Annotated in this window: 16 protein-coding genes; 4 read left to right on the plus strand and 12 right to left on the minus strand. The window is 69.3% G+C overall.

Features of this window, described 5'->3' with window-relative positions; genetic code table 11:
• Nucleotides 1–189 precede the first annotated feature (189 nt).
• Nucleotides 190–312 carry a hypothetical protein gene (locus tag ACZ6Z4_RS17945; protein WP_465564933.1) on the minus strand — a complete coding sequence of 41 codons (123 nt, stop codon included), beginning with the start codon at nucleotides 310–312 and terminating at the stop codon, nucleotides 190–192.
• 76 nt (nucleotides 313–388) lie between these two features.
• Between ACZ6Z4_RS17945 and ACZ6Z4_RS17950 the strand changes: the two genes are divergently transcribed.
• Entirely contained in the window at nucleotides 389–517 is a 129-nt protein-coding gene (locus tag ACZ6Z4_RS17950; RefSeq protein WP_465564936.1) for a hypothetical protein, read from the plus strand.
• A 214-nt stretch (nucleotides 518–731) separates the two neighbouring features.
• On the opposite strand, the gene ACZ6Z4_RS17955 is transcribed toward ACZ6Z4_RS17950, so the two are convergent.
• The 4 genes from ACZ6Z4_RS17955 to ACZ6Z4_RS17970 all read right to left on the minus strand — a co-directional run bounded on the left by ACZ6Z4_RS17955 (nucleotide 732) and on the right by ACZ6Z4_RS17970 (nucleotide 6,924).
• Nucleotides 732–3,266, minus strand: a complete 2,535-nt coding sequence (locus ACZ6Z4_RS17955) for an ATP-dependent Clp protease ATP-binding subunit (RefSeq protein WP_465564939.1) — start codon at nucleotides 3,264–3,266, stop codon at nucleotides 732–734.
• Between the two features lie 351 nt (nucleotides 3,267–3,617).
• The gene (locus ACZ6Z4_RS17960; RefSeq protein ID WP_363671995.1) at nucleotides 3,618–3,950 is read right to left on the minus strand and encodes a histone-like nucleoid-structuring protein Lsr2; all 333 of its coding nucleotides are present in this window, start codon (nucleotides 3,948–3,950) and stop codon (nucleotides 3,618–3,620) included.
• 231 nt (nucleotides 3,951–4,181) lie between these two features.
• Complete coding sequence (gene lysS, locus ACZ6Z4_RS17965) at nucleotides 4,182–5,702, minus strand: lysine--tRNA ligase (protein ID WP_465564943.1); 1,521 nt, start codon at nucleotides 5,700–5,702, stop codon at nucleotides 4,182–4,184.
• A gap of 10 nt (nucleotides 5,703–5,712) precedes the next feature.
• On the minus strand, nucleotides 5,713–6,924 hold the full coding sequence (locus ACZ6Z4_RS17970) for an MFS transporter (protein WP_465564950.1): 1,212 nt from the start codon (nucleotides 6,922–6,924) through the stop codon (nucleotides 5,713–5,715).
• Between the two features lie 60 nt (nucleotides 6,925–6,984).
• Here ACZ6Z4_RS17970 and ACZ6Z4_RS17975 point away from each other — a divergent pair, with 60 nt between their 5' ends.
• Both ACZ6Z4_RS17975 and ACZ6Z4_RS17980 read left to right on the plus strand, forming a co-directional pair.
• Nucleotides 6,985–7,560, plus strand: coding sequence for a helix-turn-helix domain-containing protein (locus ACZ6Z4_RS17975; RefSeq protein WP_465564952.1), 576 nt, complete (start codon nucleotides 6,985–6,987; stop codon nucleotides 7,558–7,560).
• 64 nt (nucleotides 7,561–7,624) lie between these two features.
• Nucleotides 7,625–8,281 (plus strand): DedA family protein, encoded by a 657-nt coding sequence (locus ACZ6Z4_RS17980; protein WP_465564955.1) that lies wholly within the window; start codon nucleotides 7,625–7,627, stop codon nucleotides 8,279–8,281.
• Between the two features lie 5 nt (nucleotides 8,282–8,286).
• Here the strand turns inward: ACZ6Z4_RS17980 and ACZ6Z4_RS17985 are convergent, their stop codons facing one another.
• Nucleotides 8,287–9,573 (minus strand): hypothetical protein, encoded by a 1,287-nt coding sequence (locus ACZ6Z4_RS17985; RefSeq protein ID WP_465564962.1) that lies wholly within the window; start codon nucleotides 9,571–9,573, stop codon nucleotides 8,287–8,289.
• A gap of 81 nt (nucleotides 9,574–9,654) precedes the next feature.
• Here ACZ6Z4_RS17985 and ACZ6Z4_RS17990 point away from each other — a divergent pair, with 81 nt between their 5' ends.
• Entirely contained in the window at nucleotides 9,655–10,056 is a 402-nt protein-coding gene (locus ACZ6Z4_RS17990) for a TIGR03668 family PPOX class F420-dependent oxidoreductase (RefSeq protein ID WP_465564967.1), read from the plus strand.
• Here the strand turns inward: ACZ6Z4_RS17990 and ACZ6Z4_RS17995 are convergent, their stop codons facing one another.
• From ACZ6Z4_RS17995 to ACZ6Z4_RS18020, 6 genes are read right to left on the minus strand one after another with little or no spacing between them, the layout of a single operon-like run.
• Complete coding sequence (locus ACZ6Z4_RS17995; protein ID WP_465564971.1) at nucleotides 10,057–11,283, minus strand: fibronectin type III domain-containing protein; 1,227 nt, start codon at nucleotides 11,281–11,283, stop codon at nucleotides 10,057–10,059.
• An 8-nt stretch (nucleotides 11,284–11,291) separates the two neighbouring features.
• Nucleotides 11,292–12,554 carry a hypothetical protein gene (locus ACZ6Z4_RS18000; RefSeq protein ID WP_465564976.1) on the minus strand — a complete coding sequence of 421 codons (1,263 nt, stop codon included), beginning with the start codon at nucleotides 12,552–12,554 and terminating at the stop codon, nucleotides 11,292–11,294.
• A gap of 2 nt (nucleotides 12,555–12,556) precedes the next feature.
• Nucleotides 12,557–13,810, minus strand: coding sequence for a hypothetical protein (locus tag ACZ6Z4_RS18005; protein ID WP_465564981.1), 1,254 nt, complete (start codon nucleotides 13,808–13,810; stop codon nucleotides 12,557–12,559).
• A gap of 8 nt (nucleotides 13,811–13,818) precedes the next feature.
• The gene (locus tag ACZ6Z4_RS18010; RefSeq protein WP_465564985.1) at nucleotides 13,819–15,078 is read right to left on the minus strand and encodes a hypothetical protein; all 1,260 of its coding nucleotides are present in this window, start codon (nucleotides 15,076–15,078) and stop codon (nucleotides 13,819–13,821) included.
• Nucleotides 15,079–15,108: 30 nt separating this feature from the next.
• The gene (locus tag ACZ6Z4_RS18015; protein ID WP_465564992.1) at nucleotides 15,109–16,356 is read right to left on the minus strand and encodes a hypothetical protein; all 1,248 of its coding nucleotides are present in this window, start codon (nucleotides 16,354–16,356) and stop codon (nucleotides 15,109–15,111) included.
• A 12-nt stretch (nucleotides 16,357–16,368) separates the two neighbouring features.
• The gene (locus ACZ6Z4_RS18020) at nucleotides 16,369–17,634 is read right to left on the minus strand and encodes a hypothetical protein (RefSeq protein ID WP_465564996.1); all 1,266 of its coding nucleotides are present in this window, start codon (nucleotides 17,632–17,634) and stop codon (nucleotides 16,369–16,371) included.
• Between the last annotated feature and the right edge of the window lie 44 nt (nucleotides 17,635–17,678).

The following is a 17,678-nucleotide window of genomic DNA, read 5'->3' on the forward strand; positions in this document are numbered from 1 at the left end:
GCCATCCGACCCTCCTCGCCAAGCTCAGTAGCTGTCAGCAACAATTCGCTGCGGATCCCCACTCATTGTGACCGACGCTTCCCCGTCGCGGCGGCCCCAGGCCTGTCGACAGTCCGCATCTCGACAATCATCGCCCGAAACCGGGACGTCGACGCGTCCGCTCGCGCGTCCGCCGCACCACCGTGCCTGCTACACCCAAGCGCCGCGATCCGGCTTCCACGTCCGGCCGCTGACCTCGCCAAGCAGCGGCGCCTCGCCGAACCGAAGCACCCTGTCGAGGACCTCGGCGAACGTGTCCGGTAACTGTTCCATCCGGCCTCGCCGGCGCCAGGCCGCCCACCGCCCCTGGGCGAGTACGGCGTACCCGTGCCGGCGGGACAGCGTCCAGATGTCGCCGAAGTCGCGCCACCGCGTCCGCGCCGACTCGCTGCTGGAGTACCGCCGCCGGGACGACCAGACCCGCCGCGAGGCCGCCGACGAGCTCACCGAGCTCAACCAGGACATGGGCCTGTACTGACGTGCCGCTCAGCACCATCGAGCACGTCCTGGACGCCCTCGAACACCTGGGGCTGCTGGAAAGCGTCACCGCCCTCCGCAGCTGACGAGAGTTGCGTGTCACGTACGACGCGCGTCAGCACGCGCACTCACCCGCGTGGGTCAGCAGCATCCACAAAACCAAAAGACCCCCGCGAACCAACTGGTCCGCGGGGGTCTGATGTTCAGCTAACCGATCAGCTGTCCTGGAGTCCGGTACCGCCGCCGGCGATCTCGGTGAGTTCCAGGTCGGGCGTGCTCTTCTGCGTCCCGGTGAACGTGAAGTACTCCGGGACCCCGTCCTCGCTGACCGTGCCTTCCGGCGCGACATCGACCAGGACGATCTGTCCCGGGCGAAGCTCCCCGAAGAGGATCTTCTCGGCGAGGACGTCCTCGACGTCGCGCTGGAGGGCGCGGCGTAGTGGGCGGGCGCCGAGGACCGGGTCGAAGCCGCGTTCGGCGACGAGGGCCTTGGCAGCGGGCGTGAGCTCGATGCCCATGTCCTTGTCCTTGAGGCGCTCCTCCACCTGGGCGACCATCAGGTCGACGATCTTGACGATCTCGTCCTTGCCGTGCTGGTGGAAGACGACGATCTCGTCGACGCGGTTCAGGAACTCGGGCCGGAAGTGCTGCTTGAGCTCCTCGGTGACCTTGGCCTTCATCTTCTCGTACGAGCCGGAGACGTCGCCGACCTGGGAGAAGCCGAGGCTGACGGCCTTGGCGATGTCCCGGGTGCCCAGGTTCGTGGTCATGATGATGACGGTGTTCTTGAAGTCCACCACCCGGCCCTGGGCGTCGGTCAGGCGACCTTCGTCCAGGATCTGCAGCAGCGAGTTGAAGATGTCCGGGTGGGCCTTCTCGACCTCGTCGAACAGAACCACGCTGAACGGCTTGCGGCGCACCTTCTCGGTGAGCTGGCCGCCCTCTTCGTAGCCGACGTACCCGGGAGGCGAACCGAACAGCCGCGAGGCCGTGTGCTTCTCGGAGTACTCCGACATGTCGAGGCTGATCAGCGCGCTCTCGTCGCCGAACAGGAACTCAGTCAGCGCCTTGGACAGCTCGGTCTTACCGACACCGGACGGGCCGGCGAAGATGAACGAGCCGGACGGGCGGCGCGGGTCCTTCAGACCGGCGCGAGTACGGCGGATCGAGCGCGACAGCGCCTTGACCGCGTCCTCCTGGCCGATGTACCGCTTGGCCAGCTCCTTCTCCATGTCCAGCAGCCGCGAGGACTCCTCCTCGGTCAGCTTGAAGACGGGGATGCCGGTCGCGGTGCTGAGCACCTCGGCGATCAGCTCCTCGTCGACCTCGGCGACGACGTCCATGTCGCCGGCCTTCCACTGCTTCTCGCGCTCGGCCTTCGCGTTGATCAGCTTCTTCTCGTCGTCGCGAAGAGACGCTGCCCGCTCGAAGTCCTGGGCGTCGATCGCCGACTCCTTCTCCCGGCGCACGTTCGCAATCTTCTCGTCGAACTCGCGCAGGTCCGGCGGAGCGGTCATCCGGCGGATCCGCAACCGGGCCCCGGCCTCGTCGATCAGGTCGATCGCCTTGTCGGGCAGGAACCGGTCGGAGATGTACCGGTCGGCCAGCTGCGCGGCGTTGACCAGCGCGGCGTCGGTGATGGTCACCCGGTGGTGCGCCTCGTACCGGTCGCGCAGGCCCTTGAGGATCTCGATCGTGTGCGCGATCGAGGGCTCGGCGACCTGGATCGGCTGGAACCGGCGCTCCAGCGCGGCGTCCTTCTCGACGTACTTGCGGTACTCGTCGAGGGTGGTCGCGCCGATGGTCTGCAGCTCGCCGCGGGCCAGCATCGGCTTCAGGATGCTCGCCGCGTCGATCGCGCCCTCGGCCGCACCGGCCCCGACGAGGGTGTGGATCTCGTCGATGAACAGCACGATGTCGCCGCGGGTGCGGATCTCCTTGAGCACCTTCTTGAGGCGCTCCTCGAAGTCACCCCGGTACCGCGATCCGGCGACCAGGGCCCCCAGGTCGAGGGAGTAGATCTGCTTGTCCTTGAGCGTCTCCGGCACGTCACCGCGGACGATCTGCTGGGCCAGACCCTCCACGATCGCGGTCTTGCCGACGCCCGGCTCACCGATCAGGACAGGGTTGTTCTTGGTCCGCCGGGACAGCACCTGCATGACCCGCTCGATCTCGGTCTCGCGCCCGATCACCGGGTCGAGCTTCGATTCGCGGGCCGACTGGGTGTAGTTCCGGCCGAACTGGTCGAGCACCAGGGAGCTGCTGGGAGCACCTTCGGTGGCCCCGGCGCCGGCCGTGGCCGTCTCCTTGCCCTGGTACCCGCTGAGCAGCTGGATGACCTGCTGCCGGACCTTGTTCAGGTCCGCGCCGAGCTTGACCAGGACCTGCGCGGCGACACCCTCACCCTCGCGGATGAGGCCGAGCAGGATGTGCTCGGTGCCGATGTAGTTGTGGCCCAGTTGCAGGGCCTCACGCAGGGAGAGCTCCAACACCTTCTTGGCGCGAGGGGTGAACGGGATGTGCCCGCTCGGAGCCTGCTGTCCCTGGCCGATGATCTCCTCGACCTGGGAACGGACAGCCTCCAGCGAGATGCCAAGGCTTTCCAGAGCCTTGGCGGCGACACCCTCACCCTCGTGGATCAGGCCGAGCAGGATGTGCTCGGTCCCGATGTAGTTGTGGCTGAGCATCCTGGCCTCTTCCTGGGCCAGGACGACTACCCGACGGGCGCGGTCCGTAAATCGTTCAAACATCGCCAAAGCGCTCCTTGCCTCAGAGGAGTCGGACGTGCCGTGTGGGCCGACCCCCGTACATGCATGCTAGTCCCCGGCATCGACAGGCTCGCTCTCAGCGAACAAGACACGACCTCTCGCCCGGCCGCCTACTGGGGATCACAAGGGAACAACCCCTGGGGTCCCGGCAGTGTTCCCGGCGCGCCCGGTGTTCGCCACCAGCGAATTCGCGCGGTTACCTGCCTCGGAAGGCATCACCGCCGAACTCCTCCGGTCACCGTGTCCACACTGTGAAACAACCGGAATGCGGACGGTCCCGGCGCCTTCGCAGGCACCGGGACCAGTCGAGCCCGGGATCGGATCCGCGGGGTGCTACTTCGCCTCGTTGTACGCCGCGCGCACCTCGGCCGAGATCCGGCCGCGCTCGCTGACCTCGTAGCCGTTGTCCTTGGCCCACGCGCGGATGTCCGCGGAGTCGGTGGCCGACCGGCCCCGGCCGCGCCCGCCACGTCCGGCCGGTCCACGGCGCCCGGCCACCTTGCGGGCCACCCCGACGTACCCGTTCAGCGCGTCACGCAGTTTGGCGGCGTTCTTCTTGGACAGGTCGATCTCGTACGTCGTGCCGTCCAATCCAAAGGTCACGGTCTCGTCGGCCTTACCACCGTCGAGATCGTCCTCGAGAACCACCTGGACCCTTTGCGCCATCGATGACAGTCCTTTCCGCGCCCGCCACCGGGCACAATCCCCCTACTTTTTTGGCTTCCCCCTGATTTGTACAGCACAAACCCGGGCGTTGTCATTCAACAGGCGGAATGTGGGGAAAGATGTGACTTAAAACCCCGTCACGCACCGTATGCAACGGCAACGGAATGGACCCGGAAATGAATCGGCCCGTTGGTTGTGGTAAGCAACAGCTCCGAACGGGCCGATTCCCGGTCACTCCGGACGCAGCAACGGGAACAGAATCGTCTCCCGGATCCCGGCCTCGGTGAACAGCATGATCAGCCGGTCCAGGCCCATCCCGAGCCCGCCGGCCGGCGGCATCCCGAACTCCATCGCACGCAGGAAGTCCTCGTCCAGCTCCATCGCCTCGGGATCACCGGCGGCGGCCAGCATCGACTGTGCCACCAGGCGTTCACGCTGAATGACTGGATCGTTCAACTCGGTGTACGCCGGTGCCAGCTCGACCCCGTTGATGATCAGGTCGAAGGCCTCGACCAGTCCCTCGGTGGTCCGGTGCGGCTTGGCCAGCGGCCGTACCGAGGCCGGGTAGTCCTGGACGAAAGTGGGCTGGATCAAGGTGTGCTCGACCAGCTTCTCGTACAGCTCCAGAGCGATCTCGCCGGCATTCCAGCCGGGCTGCAACTCGACCTGGTGGGCCTCGGCGAGCTTGATCAGCCGGGTCGCGTCGGTGGTCACGTCGACGGCTTCACCGACCGCTTCCGAGATCAGGTCGAAAACGCTCGCCGACCGCCACGGCAGGGTCAGGTCGATCTCCGAACCGTCGCGCCCTGTGACGGTGGTACGACCGACCGCCTCGCCGGCATTGAGGACCAGGTCGCGGGTCAAAGTCTTCATGGAGTCGTAATCACCGTAGGCCTGGTAGGCCTCGATCATCGAGAATTCCGCGGCATGGGTGGAGTCCAGTCCCTCGTTGCGGAACGTCCGGCCGATCTCGTAGACCCGGTCGACGCCGCCGATCATGGCCCGCTTGAGGTCGAGCTCGAGCGCGATCCGGAGCAGCATGTCCTGGTCGAAGGCGTTCAGGTGGGTCCGGAACGGCCGGGCCGCGGCGCCGCCGTTGGTGAGCTGCAGCACCGGGGTCTCCACCTCGACGAACCCCTGGTCGTCGAAGGTCTTGCGCAGCGACTTCAGCACGGCGGCCTTGGTCCGGACCATGTCGCGGGCCTCGGGCCGCACGATCAGGTCGACGTACCGCATCCGGACCCGCGCCTCCTCGCTGAGCGGGTGGTGCTCGTTCGGGAGCGGCCGCAGCGTCTTGGCGGCCATCTGCCAGGCGGTCGCCTGCACCGACAGCTCGCCGCGCCGCGACGTGATCACCTCGCCCTGCACCGACAGCAGGTCGCCGATGTCGACCAGCGCCTTGAACCGGGCCAGCTCCTCCTCGCCGACGTCGGCCAGCGACAGCATCACCTGCAGCTCGGTCCCGTCGCCCTCACGGAGCCGGACGAAGCAGAGCTTGCCGGTGTTACGCAGGAAGATCACCCGCCCGGCGACGGCGACCTGCTCACCGGTCCGGGTGTCAGGCGCGAGCTCCTGTACGTCGTACCGGGCCCGGAGGTCCTTGAGCAGATGCGTCCGCTGCACGGTGATCGGGTACGGTTGCACCCCCTCGGCGAGCAGCCGGTCACGCTTCTCCCGGCGGACCCGCATCTGCTCGGGCAGGTCGTCCTGCCCGCTGTCGGGGGTCACCGGGGTCTCACGTGGCTCAGTCATAGGGCAAAGGCTAGTGACTGACCACCTCCGGGACCGAATCGTTTGTCCTGACCACCAGTACGGCGGCCAGCGCCGCAGCCACACCGCAAGCGATCCCGCAGACCACGAACGTCGTCCGCGTCCCCAGTACGGCGGCCAGCAGTCCACCGAGTGGCAGTGCGACCAGGCTGCAGGCCCGCACGGTCCCGCCGAGCGCAGCGATCGCCCGGCCGCGAACCGCCTCCGCCGTACGGGTCACGATCAGGGTGCTGGACGCAGCGTTGAGCAGACCGCCCCCGGCGCCGACCACCACAGCTCCGACGAACAGTGCGAAGGCTCCACCGGCCACGCCCATCAGCACACACGCAGCACCGATCGCTGCCATCCCGGCCAGCATGGCTCGCGACCTGCCCGTGGCTGACGTCAGCCGGCCGGTGCCCCAGGCTCCCAAGATCGCCCCACCGCCCTGAGCCGCCATCACCCAGCCGTAGCCGGCCGCATCGAGCCCGAGCTCGTCGGTGACCAGGAACACCTCAACCACGTTGACGGCCTCGCCGACCACCACGAACACCCACAGGCAGACCACCAGGATCCGCAGCAGCGGGTCCCCCAGCAGACTGCGCAGTCCGGCTGTCAGCGCCCCCTGCTCCCGTACGGCGTCTGCTACTGGCCGCCGTCTCGTCCGGACCGCCAGAGCGACCAGCGCGACGACACCGAAGGTAGCGGTGTCGACGAGCAGAGCCCCACGCTCACCTGACCAGCTCACCAGTACGCCGCCGGCGGCCGACCCCGCCAGGGTGGCGACACCGACCAGAGCCTGGCTCGTACCGGTGGCCCGGCCGACGAGTTGCTCACCGACGATCCGTGGGATCAGCGCAGCCCAGGCCGGACCGGCGACCGCCTGGCCCACCTGCAGGAGGCAGACCAGCGCGAGCGTCTCGGCGAGGCCATGGCTGAACGCGAGCCCCAGACCGGCCACCACCTGCAGCAGGGACGCGCAGACCAGGACGGCCCGGGAGTCGTACCCGTCGACGATCCGGCCGGCGAACGGGATCATCGCGACCGTCGGTACGGCGAACGCCAGCAGCAGGGCGGTGACCGCACCCGGCCCTCCGGTCTCGGAGACCCGCAGCATCAGGGCGACCAGGGCCACCGAGTCCCCGGCGTACGAGAGCGCCCGGGCCGGCAGCACCAGCCGGATGTCGCGGAAGGACCAGATCGAAACCTGAAGTGTTTGCTTCACATATGTGAAGTTACTGCTTCAGAGTTTCGCCGGTCAAGGCTTCTGGCTACGCTGAGCGCCGTGGCCGAGAAGATGCGTGAGCTCACCGATCCGCGCGCGATCCGCGCGCTGGCGCACCCGGCCCGGCTGCGGGTGATCGACGAGCTCTACAACGGCAAGGTGCTGACCGCGACCGAGTGCGCGAAGCTCGCCGGGCTGACCCCGTCGGCGATGAGCTACCACCTGCGGGCCCTCGAGCGGTGGGGAATCGTCGAGCGCGCCGACGAGTCGGCGGACGGCCGCGAGCGGCCCTGGCGGGCTCCCGCCGAGCGGGTGAAGATCTCGACGCAGTCGTCGGGCGCCGGGCGGCTGGCCGGGCAGGCGCTGATGCGGAGCTCGGTCGAGCGGATCCTCGAGCAGTTCCAGGAGCTGCCGGCCAGCGATCCCTGGGACGACGTCAGCTCGATGAGCCGGTCCCGGTTGTGGCTCACCCACGACGAGACCGAGCAGTTCAACCAGGAGCTGGAGGAGCTGGTCGAGCGCTACCGCAAGGGCCGGAGCCAGACCTCGCACCCGGCCGGCGCCCGCCAGATCAGCACGCTGCTCGCCGTCGTACCGACCGGCGATCCTCCGACCAACACCGGATCGGCCAGATAAATTCCTGCCGCCGGATACTTCACAGATCAGTAAAACGGTTGCCTGACAGTGCCACGATTGGAGTATGGGGGAACTTCACGCACTGGCGATCGCGGTCCCGACCGGGGGGCTCGCGGTGGTCGCCTACCTGGTCGTCGGGCTGGTCATCGGCGTCGAGTCGATGGGCATCCCGCTGCCCGGTGAGACCACGCTGATCGCCGCGGCGCTGATCGCGTCGCAGGGCGACCTGCGGCTGTGGCTGGTGATCGCCGCCGCCGCGACCGGCGCGATCGTCGGCGACTCGATCGGCTACTTCATCGGCCGCAAGGCCGGCCGCGGCCTGTTCGAGCGGCTCGGCCGGCGCTCCAAGCACTTCTCCGGCGACCGGATCGAGCGGGCCGAGCGGTACTTCCACAAGTACGGCGTCTGGACCGTCTTCTTCGGCCGGTTCGTCGCGCTGCTGCGGATCTTCGCCGGGCCGATGGCCGGCATGCTCCGGATGCCCTACCCGCAGTTCCTGGCCGCCAACGCGGCCGGCGGGATCGCCTGGTCGACCACGATCGGGATCGTTGCCTTCAACATCGGTGACAACGCGGACCGGATCTTCGGCGAGCTGTCGGTCTGGGCGCTGGCGCTGATCGGCGTCGCCGCCGTCGCGGCGTACGCGATCTACAAGCTGCGGCACCGGCGGCGCAGCGAGTCCGAGCCGATCGAGCTCGGCGAGACCGTCGACGCGCAGTAACGCGGTCAGCGGATCCGGAGCACCAGGCTCGGCGTCGCCGTCCCGTAGACCGGCGTGCCCTGGTACGTCGTACCGGGGACCAGGAAGCGGTACGCGAACAGCCCCGGCTTGACCGCCTTGAAGCTGATCGCCGCCCGGCCGCCGCGCATCGGCGTCGGCTTCACGTTGCCCCAGGCCCGCCCGTTCCAGAACTGCAGCATCGCCGTGGTGTTCTGCGCCGGCCGTACGACGACGGCCGCGTTGATGACCTCGTTGCGGTTGTGCAGGTTGCCCCCGGCGTACCCGGCGCCCTGGATCAGCAGCCGGCTCCGGGTCAGGTAGTTCTTGCTGCTCGACGCCGCGGTCAGCGCGCCGACGCGGCTGTTCACCGGCACGTACGCCCGGTACGTGCGCGTGCCGCCGGTGTTGACCCGGATCTCGAAGTGCCCGCCCGGCTGCGTGCTCCCGCGACCGGCCTGCACCCACGGCCCGCCGGCCCGGTTCTGTGCCAGCACCACGACCGGCAGCCCGGCCGCCGTCGACTGTTGCACCGAGCAACGAGATCCGCCGCAGCTGATCTCCTGCTGGATGGTCCGGCCGCGGATCAGCATCTGCTTGCCGAACGTCCACAGCGTCGGTACGGCGGCCGTCGTCGCGGTCGTCCGCCCGGCGATCTCGGCGCCGGTCAGCGAGGCCCACTCGTTCTTGGCGCGGAGCTGGAAGTAGTACGGCGGCCGCACGTTCTTCAGCACCAGGCTCGACTTCGTCGTCGGCGCCGCGACCGGTTTGAACGGCTGCCCGTTGACGCCGATCACCGGCGTGTACTGCTGCGTCCCGGCCGGCACGTCGAGCGGGTCGTTCGGCGTGAAGTCCTGCCCCGCCGCCGGCACCTTCCAGCTCACCTGCACGTCCTTGCCGGACACCCGCGCGACCGCGTCGGCCGGCCGCAGCGGCCCGTCGGTGTCGAACATCGGCGACCGGGCCGGCTTGCTCGTCACGCCGCCGCGCGACGTACCGATCGACACCGCGACCCGGTAGTTCCCGTCGGCGGGGAACGCCGACGTCGGGATCGCCCAGGTGTTCGGGTCCCCGGCCGCGACGTACTTCACGTACGACGGGCTGCTCGACACCACACCCTCGATCGAGATCCGGTTCGGCGCGTTGTCGTCCTTCCAGCTGACCTGGACGGCCGTCTTCGTCGCGTCCCACGCGACCGAGACCCCGGTCGGCACCGGGTCCGACGTACAGGCGGTCAGGACCCCACCGAGCACTGTCGCGGCAACGACGGCAGGCAGTAACCGCACCCCGCCCATCGCACCTCACCTCACCGGAAGCTGGAACGCGTTGACCATACATAGTTGGCACCCCACGCTGCCTAGCCGGAGGGCCGAATCGTGATACTCCCCACCGACCTCTGCCGCACCCGCTTCGCAGCGGCCGACCGCGCTTTCCTGGCCACCACCGGTCTGGACCTGAGGCCACATGTGGTGCCCGTCACGTTCACCCTCGCCGACGACGTGATCGTGATCGCCGTCGACCACAAACCCAAGACGACCCGAAACCTGCGGCGCCTGCGCAACCTGGCGGAGAACCCGCGCGCGACCCTGCTGATCGACCACTACGCACCAGACTGGACCCAGCTGTGGTGGATCCGCGCCGACTGCACGGCGTCGGTCGTCGCCGAGCACCCGACGGAGGCGCTGGCCGCGAGGTACCCGCAGTACGCCGAAACGACGCCAGCCGGCCCCTTCATCGTCGCCCAGGTGACGAAGTGGACCGGCTGGTCAGCTAGCTAGCTAGCGGTACGTGGTGAGCGTGAACTGGTTGCTGTACGCCGCCGCGACGCCGAGCCCGTTGAACGTGTGCGCCGGCACGTAGTACCGATACACCGTCGAGCCCACCGTCGTCTGGTGGATGATCCCGGTCGCGTTACCGCTGGTCAGCGCCACATTGCCGACAACCGTCCACGCCGAACCGCTCCAGCGCTGCAGCTGAGCCGTGCCACTCACCTCCGGCAGCACCGACAAGTACGCCGGGACCCGCGAACCCGCGACCGCACTCGGCGCCGCCAGACTCGCGATCGCCTTCTGCTGCGTCGTGGTCGTGACCGCCGCGGTGTAGCCACCGAAGAAGGCCGCTCCTCCCGACGAGGTGTTGGCGAAGGCGACCCGGTACTGTCTGGTCCCCCTGCTCGGCACCGCGAACCGGTAGGTGTGGTCGAACAGGTCGTACGACACCACGGCGTACCACGGGCTGGTGGCCGAGTTCCTGGCCTGCAGGGTGCCGCGGACGTACTCCGGGCCGGCGTACGTGCCGCTGATCACCGTGTCGCTGCCGGCGACGGCCCAGGTCGGGATCTTGCTCGTGAACCGGGTGCTGTCGACCTTCCGCGAGTCGCTCGGGAAGCCCCGGCCCCACTCGTTGCGCGCGTAGACGAAGAACGAGTACGGCGTCGCCGGGCCGGTGATGGTCCGCTGGGTGGCGGTTCCGGCGGGAGCCGCGGCCTTCTCCGTCCCGGTCGCCGGCAGGTACATCGGCTCGTAGACCAACGGCACGTCCCGGTCGAGCGGGTCGTTCGGGTTCGGGTCGGCCGGCCGCGCCGAGCTCCACGCCGCCACCAGCGAGTTCGTTCCCGACGGCCCGAAGGCCGACAGTTGCACCTTGGTGGGCAGCAGGGTGTCGAACCCGACCGAGAACCCCGCCGGGCCCTCACCGGCCGTCACCCCGACCTCCACAGCGTTGTGCCGCAGCGAGAAGGAGCCCACCGGCACGTCGATCACGTTCGGCTGGTCCGCCGCGACCTGACCGAGCGCCTGCTCGGCGGTACCGCCCTGAACCCGCAGGAACACCCGGTTCGGCTGGTCGCCGGTCTCCTCCCAGGTCACGCGGACGTACTCGAAGGTCTCGTCCTTCCAGCTGATCTTCACGTTGGTCGGCGCGGGATCGGCAGCGACCGCAGGAGAAGCGGTCAGCCCACCGAATGCCAAACCCGCGCAGACCGCGGCAACTGCTGACTTCTTCATCTCTGTCCTCACCGCGTCGTCGTCAGGACGAACTGATTGCTGTACGCCGCCGCGACGCCGAGCCCGTTGAACGTGTGCGCCGGCACGTAGTACCGGTACGCCGTCGAGCCCACCGCCGTCTGGTGGATGATCCCGGTCGCGTTACCGCTGGTCAGCGCCACATTGCCGACAACCGTCCACGCGGAACCGCTCCAGCGCTGCAACTGAGCCGTGCCACTCACCTCCGGCAGCACCGACAAGTACGCCGGGACGCGCGAACCCGCGACCGCACTCGGCGCCGCCAGGCTCGCGATCGCCTTCTGCTGCGTCGTGGTCGTGACCGCCGCGGTGTAGCCACCGAACCAGACGACCGGCCCCGCGGTCGACGCGATGTTCGCGAACGCGACCCGGTACTCACGGGTGCCGCGGCTGGCGACGCGGTACTCGAAGGTCCCGTCGGTCAGGTTGTTGTACGACGTCACGGCGTACCAGGGGCTGGTCGCGGAGTTCCGCGCCTGCAGCGTCGCGCCGACGTACTCCGGGCCGCTGTACGTCCCGCGGATCACGGTGTCCGTCCCGGCCACCGCCCAGGTCGGGATGCTCGCGGTGAACTTCGTGCGCCCGGCGTGCACCAGCTGACTCGGGTTCCCGGTGAACCACTCGTTCTCGGACAGCACGTAGAAGTCGTACGCCGTGTCCGGCCCGGTGAAGGTCAGCTCGGTCGCCGGCCCGGTCGGCCCGGCCGGCTTCGACTCCCCACCGGCGACCTTGAACCGCGGGTCGAACCGCACCGGGTCGCTCCGGTCCAGCGGATCCCCCGGCGTCGAGTCGTTGCCCGCCGGAGCCGCCGCCCACTTCACGTGCAGGGTGCTCGTCCCCGACCCGGCCCACGACACCAGCCGCGGCGTCCCGGCCTCGAACGTGTCGAACGCGGCCGACACCGCCACCGGACTGGTCAGCCCGTCCGCGGTCCCCACGGCGACCCCGACCTCGAGGGTGCCGTTGGTGTTCCCGTAGTCGCTGATGACGTCCTTGCGCAGGTCAACAGCGTTCTCCCCGTCCGCGGCGACGTGCACCGCGAACTTCTCGACCGCCGATCCGACCTTCCGCACGAACACCCGGTTGGGCTGCGCGCCGGTGTCGGTCCAGGTCACCCGGATGAACTCGAAGGTCTCGTCCTTCCAGCTGATCTTCACATCGGTCGGCGCGGGATCGGCGGCGTGCGCGGGCGCGGCCGACAGTCCGCCGAGCACCAGGCCGGCGGAGAGGGCGATTCCAACGTGCTTCTTCATGGTCATTCTCCCGGGCCGACGTTGTTGACGAACGTGTTGGTGTACGCCGCGGCGAACCAGGCGCCGCCGGAGCTGCTGGCGGGGACGTAGAAGCGGTACGCCGTACGTCCGGGCTTCGTGGCGAGGACCGAGCCGTAGCCGGTGCCGGCCTTCACCGTGACCGGGCCGACCGCCGACCACGCCTTGCCGGTCCACCGCTGCAACTGCGCGGTGGTGTTGACCCCGGGGTAGACGTAGACGCCGGCGGTGTTCCGCATGTTGGGGATGATCGGGTCCCCGGTGAAGAATCCGGAGGTCCGCAGCTGGGTGGTCGACGCCACCGGCGCGGTCGACGCGCCGTACGTGATGAGGGCACCTGCGGAGTACGTCGCTGTCGGCGTGACCACGCGGTACTGGCGACTGCCTCCGGTGCCGAGCTGGAAGCCGAACTTGCCGCCTCTGAACACCGCCGACGCGACGACGTACCAGGGACTGGTCGAGCTGTTGCGGGCCTGCAGTGCCACCGGCCGGCTCTCGGTCGACGGCGTGTACGTGCCGGTCACCCGCGCGGAGTCCTGGTAGACGACCCAGGACGGGACCTTCACGGTCAGCCGGGTCGCCTCGGCCGTCAGCAGCCTGCGGTAGAACTGGTTGCCCCATTCGTTGTACCCGGCAACATAGAGCGAGTACGGCGAACGCAGCGTGTAGGTCGCCTGGGTCGCGGTGCTCCGGGCCGCGATCGGGTAGGACTTGGCGGACCCCGTCGGCACGTAGTTCACCTGGTACGTGAGCGGCTCGGTCCGGTCGAGCGGATCGTTGGGCGTGGTGTCGCGCGAGGCGTCCTTCCAGCGCACAGTGCTGACGCCAGCGGCCGACAGCGTCCTGGACACGACCTCCGGCGCATCCGGCGTGTTCGCGTCGAAGCCCACCGACCGGACCGCCGACCACCCCGCCCCCGAGACCGCGAACTCGAGCGGCGTGTCCCGCCCTTGCCGCCAACTGGCGTCCCGGATTCTGGCCGCCGGGACCTCCACCGAGTTCGGATGGTCGGCCAGGACGGAGTCGGCGTAGTACGCCGTGCTGAAGCCGCGCTTGTACAACTGGATCGAGTTGCCGACCGGCTCGGCCTCGTCCCAGCTCACGACGACCGTCTGGAACGTCGTGTCCTTCCACGCGACCCTGACGTTGGTCGGCACCACCTCGGCAGCCGCCGGCGCGGCAACCAGCAACGATCCGGCCAGCCCGGCAGCGAGCGCGATTCCGATCTGCTTCTTCATGTCCGGCCTCAGGCCACGGTGGTGAGGACGAAGTTCGCGGAGTACGCCGCGGCGTAGGTGTAGCCGTTCAGGGAGACCGACGGCATGTAGTAGCGGTAGGTCACCTTGCCGACCGCGGCGCCCTTCACGTAGCCGCGGACGTCGCCGCCGTCGGTTCGGACATTTCCGACCGTGCTCCAGGCCTTGCCGGTCCAGCGCTGCAGGACGACTGCGTAGCTGCAGTACGGCGAGTGCTGCAGCATGGCGGTCGCGGTCTGGCCGCGGCGGACGGTGGCGGGGCTGAAGCGCGCTCCCCAGGTGTTCACCTGGACTGTGGTCGAGACGGCCTGGCTGAAGCTGCCGAAGTAGGCGGAGACGCCACCGTGGTCGAAGTGGTTGGGCACCTGAACCCGGTACTGCCGCGAGCCGTAGGTACTGAGCGGGAACCTGATGGTCCCGTTGGTCGCCTCCTGGGCCCAGACGGTGGACCACGCGGAGGTCGCGGTCTTGCGGGCCTGGAGGTAGACCGTGGAGGCGCGGCCGGCGAACCGGCCCGTGACGAGCGCCTGCCAGGTCGGCGTACCGGACTTCACCCAGGTCGGGATGACGGCGGTCAGACCGCTGGCCGCGGCAGAGATGACACGCTGGGTGTTGCTCCCCCACTCGTTCGTCGTCACCACGTCGACCTGGTAGGGCAGCGCCCGGCCGGCGACCGTCACCGACGTCGCCTTCGACGGCGCCGTGAGCGGCGTGCTCTTGCCTGCGACCACCAGGTACGGCGTGTAGGTCGTCGAGTCGGTCAGGTCGAGCGGGTCGTTCGGCGTCACGTCGCGCTCGGGGTACGCGTACGGCTTCCACCGCACCGCCACCGTGCTGCTCCCGGACATCGTCGCCGAGTCCCGTGACGAGGGTCCGGCGTCGATCGTGTCGAACGGTGCGGAGGCCTCGACCGGCCCGGTCACCCCGGCCTCGGTCCCGGCCGCGACGCCGATCTCCAGCGTTCCGTCGTACGGCGCGAGCTCGGCGGCGGCGTACTCGACGACGTTCGGAGCGCCCGCGGCGACGTACTTCGGCAGGAAGGCCGTCGCACCACCGGGCCGCTGCGCGACCACCTTGTTCGGCAGGTCGCCGTCCTCGGTCCAGGTGACCCGGACGACCTGGTGGGTCGAGTCCTTCCAGGCGATCGTGACGCCGGTCGGCGCCGGGTCGGCGGCGTACGCGGGGGTGACGGCCAGCGCACTCGCCGACAGTCCGGCGGTGACGGCCAGGGCAGTCCAGTTCTTCTTCACAGCAAGACCTTTCAGTGGGAGGGCCATGCCCTACCGGACCTCGTTGACGAAAGTGTTCGTGTACGCCGCGGCGAACCGGGTGCCGCCGGACATCACGGCCGGGACGTAGTACCGGTACGCCGTCCGCCCGGGCTTGTCGACGACCGAACCCCGGCCGGTGCCGCCCTTGACCGGCACCGAGCCGACCGTGGCCCAGGTCTTGCCGGTCCAGCGCTGCAGCGTCGCGGTCGTGTTGACCTGCGGGTAGACGTAGACACCGGTCGGGCTGGGCCGGCCGGGGCCGATGACGAGCCAGTCGAAGAACCCGGACACGTTCAGCTGCGTGGTCGAGGCGACCGTGGCCGTGGTCGCGCCGTGCGCGATCAGCGCGCTGTCGTAGTACGAGGCCGCCGGCGCGACCACCCGGTACTGCCGGCTGCCGCCGGTGCCGAACGGGAACGAGAACTTGCCGCCGGTGAAGGTGCTCGAGCTGACCGTGTACCACGGGCTGGTCGAGCTGTTCCGCGCCTGCAGCACGATCTGGCGCCGTTCACCGGCCGGGGTGTACGTGCCGGTGACCTGCGAGTTCAGCCCGTAGACCGCCCAGGCCGGGATCTTCGCGGTCAGCCGGGTCGTCTCCGCGCTCACCATCTTCGCGCTGAACTGGTTGCCCCACTCGTTGTAGGCAGCAACGTTCAGCGTGTACGCCGACCGCAGCGTGTAGGTCACCTGCGTCGCGGTGCCGCGACCGCCGATCGGGTACGAGGCCCCGGACCCGGCCGGCGTGTAGCTCACCTGGTACGTCGGCGGCACGTTCCGGTCGAGCGGGTCGTTCGGCGTGCTGTCGGTGAGCGTCCTGCCCTTCCACTTCACCGTCATCGCGCCCGAGGCCGCCAGCGACCTGGACACCGGCTCCGGCGGGTTCGGCGTGTTCGCGTCGAACCCCGGGGACAGTGCCTCGGCGCCGGTCCCGCCGGACACCGTGAAGTCGAACGGGACGTCCGGCCCGTCGCTCCAGTTGTATGCGCGGATCGAGGACGCCGGGATCTCGACCGAGTTCGGCTGCTCGGCCGTCGTCGTCCGGCTCAGGTACACCAGGTCCGAACCGCGTTTGCGCAGCACGACCTTGTTCGCGAGCGGCTCGGACTCCTGCCAGCTCACGACGACCTGCTGGAACGTGTCGTCCTTCCAGGCGATCGTGACGCCGGACGTCGAGCTGCCGGCGGCGTACGCCGGGACGCTGAGCAGCGATCCGGCCAGCCCGGTCGCCAGCGCGAGCACCGGCAGGGTCTTCTTCATGGCTTGCTTCTTTCAGGCGGGGACGACGACGTTGACGAAGTTCGGGGTGTAGGCCGCGGCGAACTTCAGGCCGCCGTACGTGGTGGCGGGGACGTAGTACCGGTAGGTGACCCGGCTCGGCTTGGCGGTGACGATCCGGCCGACGCCGTAGCCGTTGCGGACCGCGACCGGGCCGACCGTGGTCCAGGTCTTCCCGTTCCAGCGCTGGAGGGTCGCGGTGGTGTTGACTGCCGGGGAGACGGTCAGGCGCGCTTCGTTGGTGCGGCCGTAGGTGATCTGCGTCCACCAGAACTGGCCGAAGGCGTTCACCTGGGTGGTCGACGCCGCGGGAGCGGTCGCGGCCGCGTAGTTGATCGACGATCCGTTGTAGAGCGCGGCGGCCGGCGCGTACACGCGGTACTGCCGGCTGCCGCCGGTGCCCATCTGGAACGCGAACCGGCCGTCGTTCGCCAGCTCGGTGGCCACCGTGTACCACGGGCTGGTCGAGCTGTTCCGGGCCTGCAGCACGATCTGTCGCTGGCTGGTCGCGGGGGTGAACGTGCCGGTCAGCATCGGGTTCGTGCCGCGGTAGACGGCCCAGGCCGGGACGTTCGCGGTCAGCCGCGTCGCGTGGGCTCCGACCAGGTCAGCTGCGAACTGGCCGCCCCACTCGTTGTACGCGAGCACGTGCAGCGTGTACTCCGACCGCAGCGTGTACGTCGTCTGGGCGGCCGTGGTCCGGGCGCCGATCGTGACCGGCTTCTTCGTGGACGCCGGCGTGTACGACACCTGGTACGTCGGCGCGGCCGTCCGGTCCAGCGGATCGTTCGGGGTCGCGTCCGTCCGCACGCCCGGCTTCCAGCGGACCGTGCTGACGCCCGCAGCCGACAGCGTCGAGGAGACCAGTTGCACCGGCTCGGGGGCGAAGGCGTCGAACGGGACGGAGACCGCCGAGGTCGCGGTGGCCCCGGCGCCGGCCAGGACCGCGATCTCCATCGGCTTGAAGTACGACGACTCGAAGGCGTTCAGCAGCTTCGCGTCGAGGTCGAGCTGATTGGGCTGGCCGGCGGCGGGGGCGGTGAAGTCCATCTTCGGGCCGGTGGCCTCGCCGCGGTTGCGGACGACGACGAGCCGGGCGTCGACGGAGTCCTCGTCCCAGCTGACGGTCACCTTCTGGAAGGTGTCGTCCTTCCAGGCGATCCGGACGTTCGTGACGCCCAGGTCGGCGGCATGCGCGGGCGTCGTGACGGCGGTGGCGAGCAGGGCGCCGCAGAGCAGGGCGGTGGCGAGGCGCTTCAAGAGGTTTCCCCAGGGTGAAGAGGGCCATGTTCCCCCACGGCCCA

Source organism: Kribbella sp. NPDC104740, from assembly GCF_055583505.1.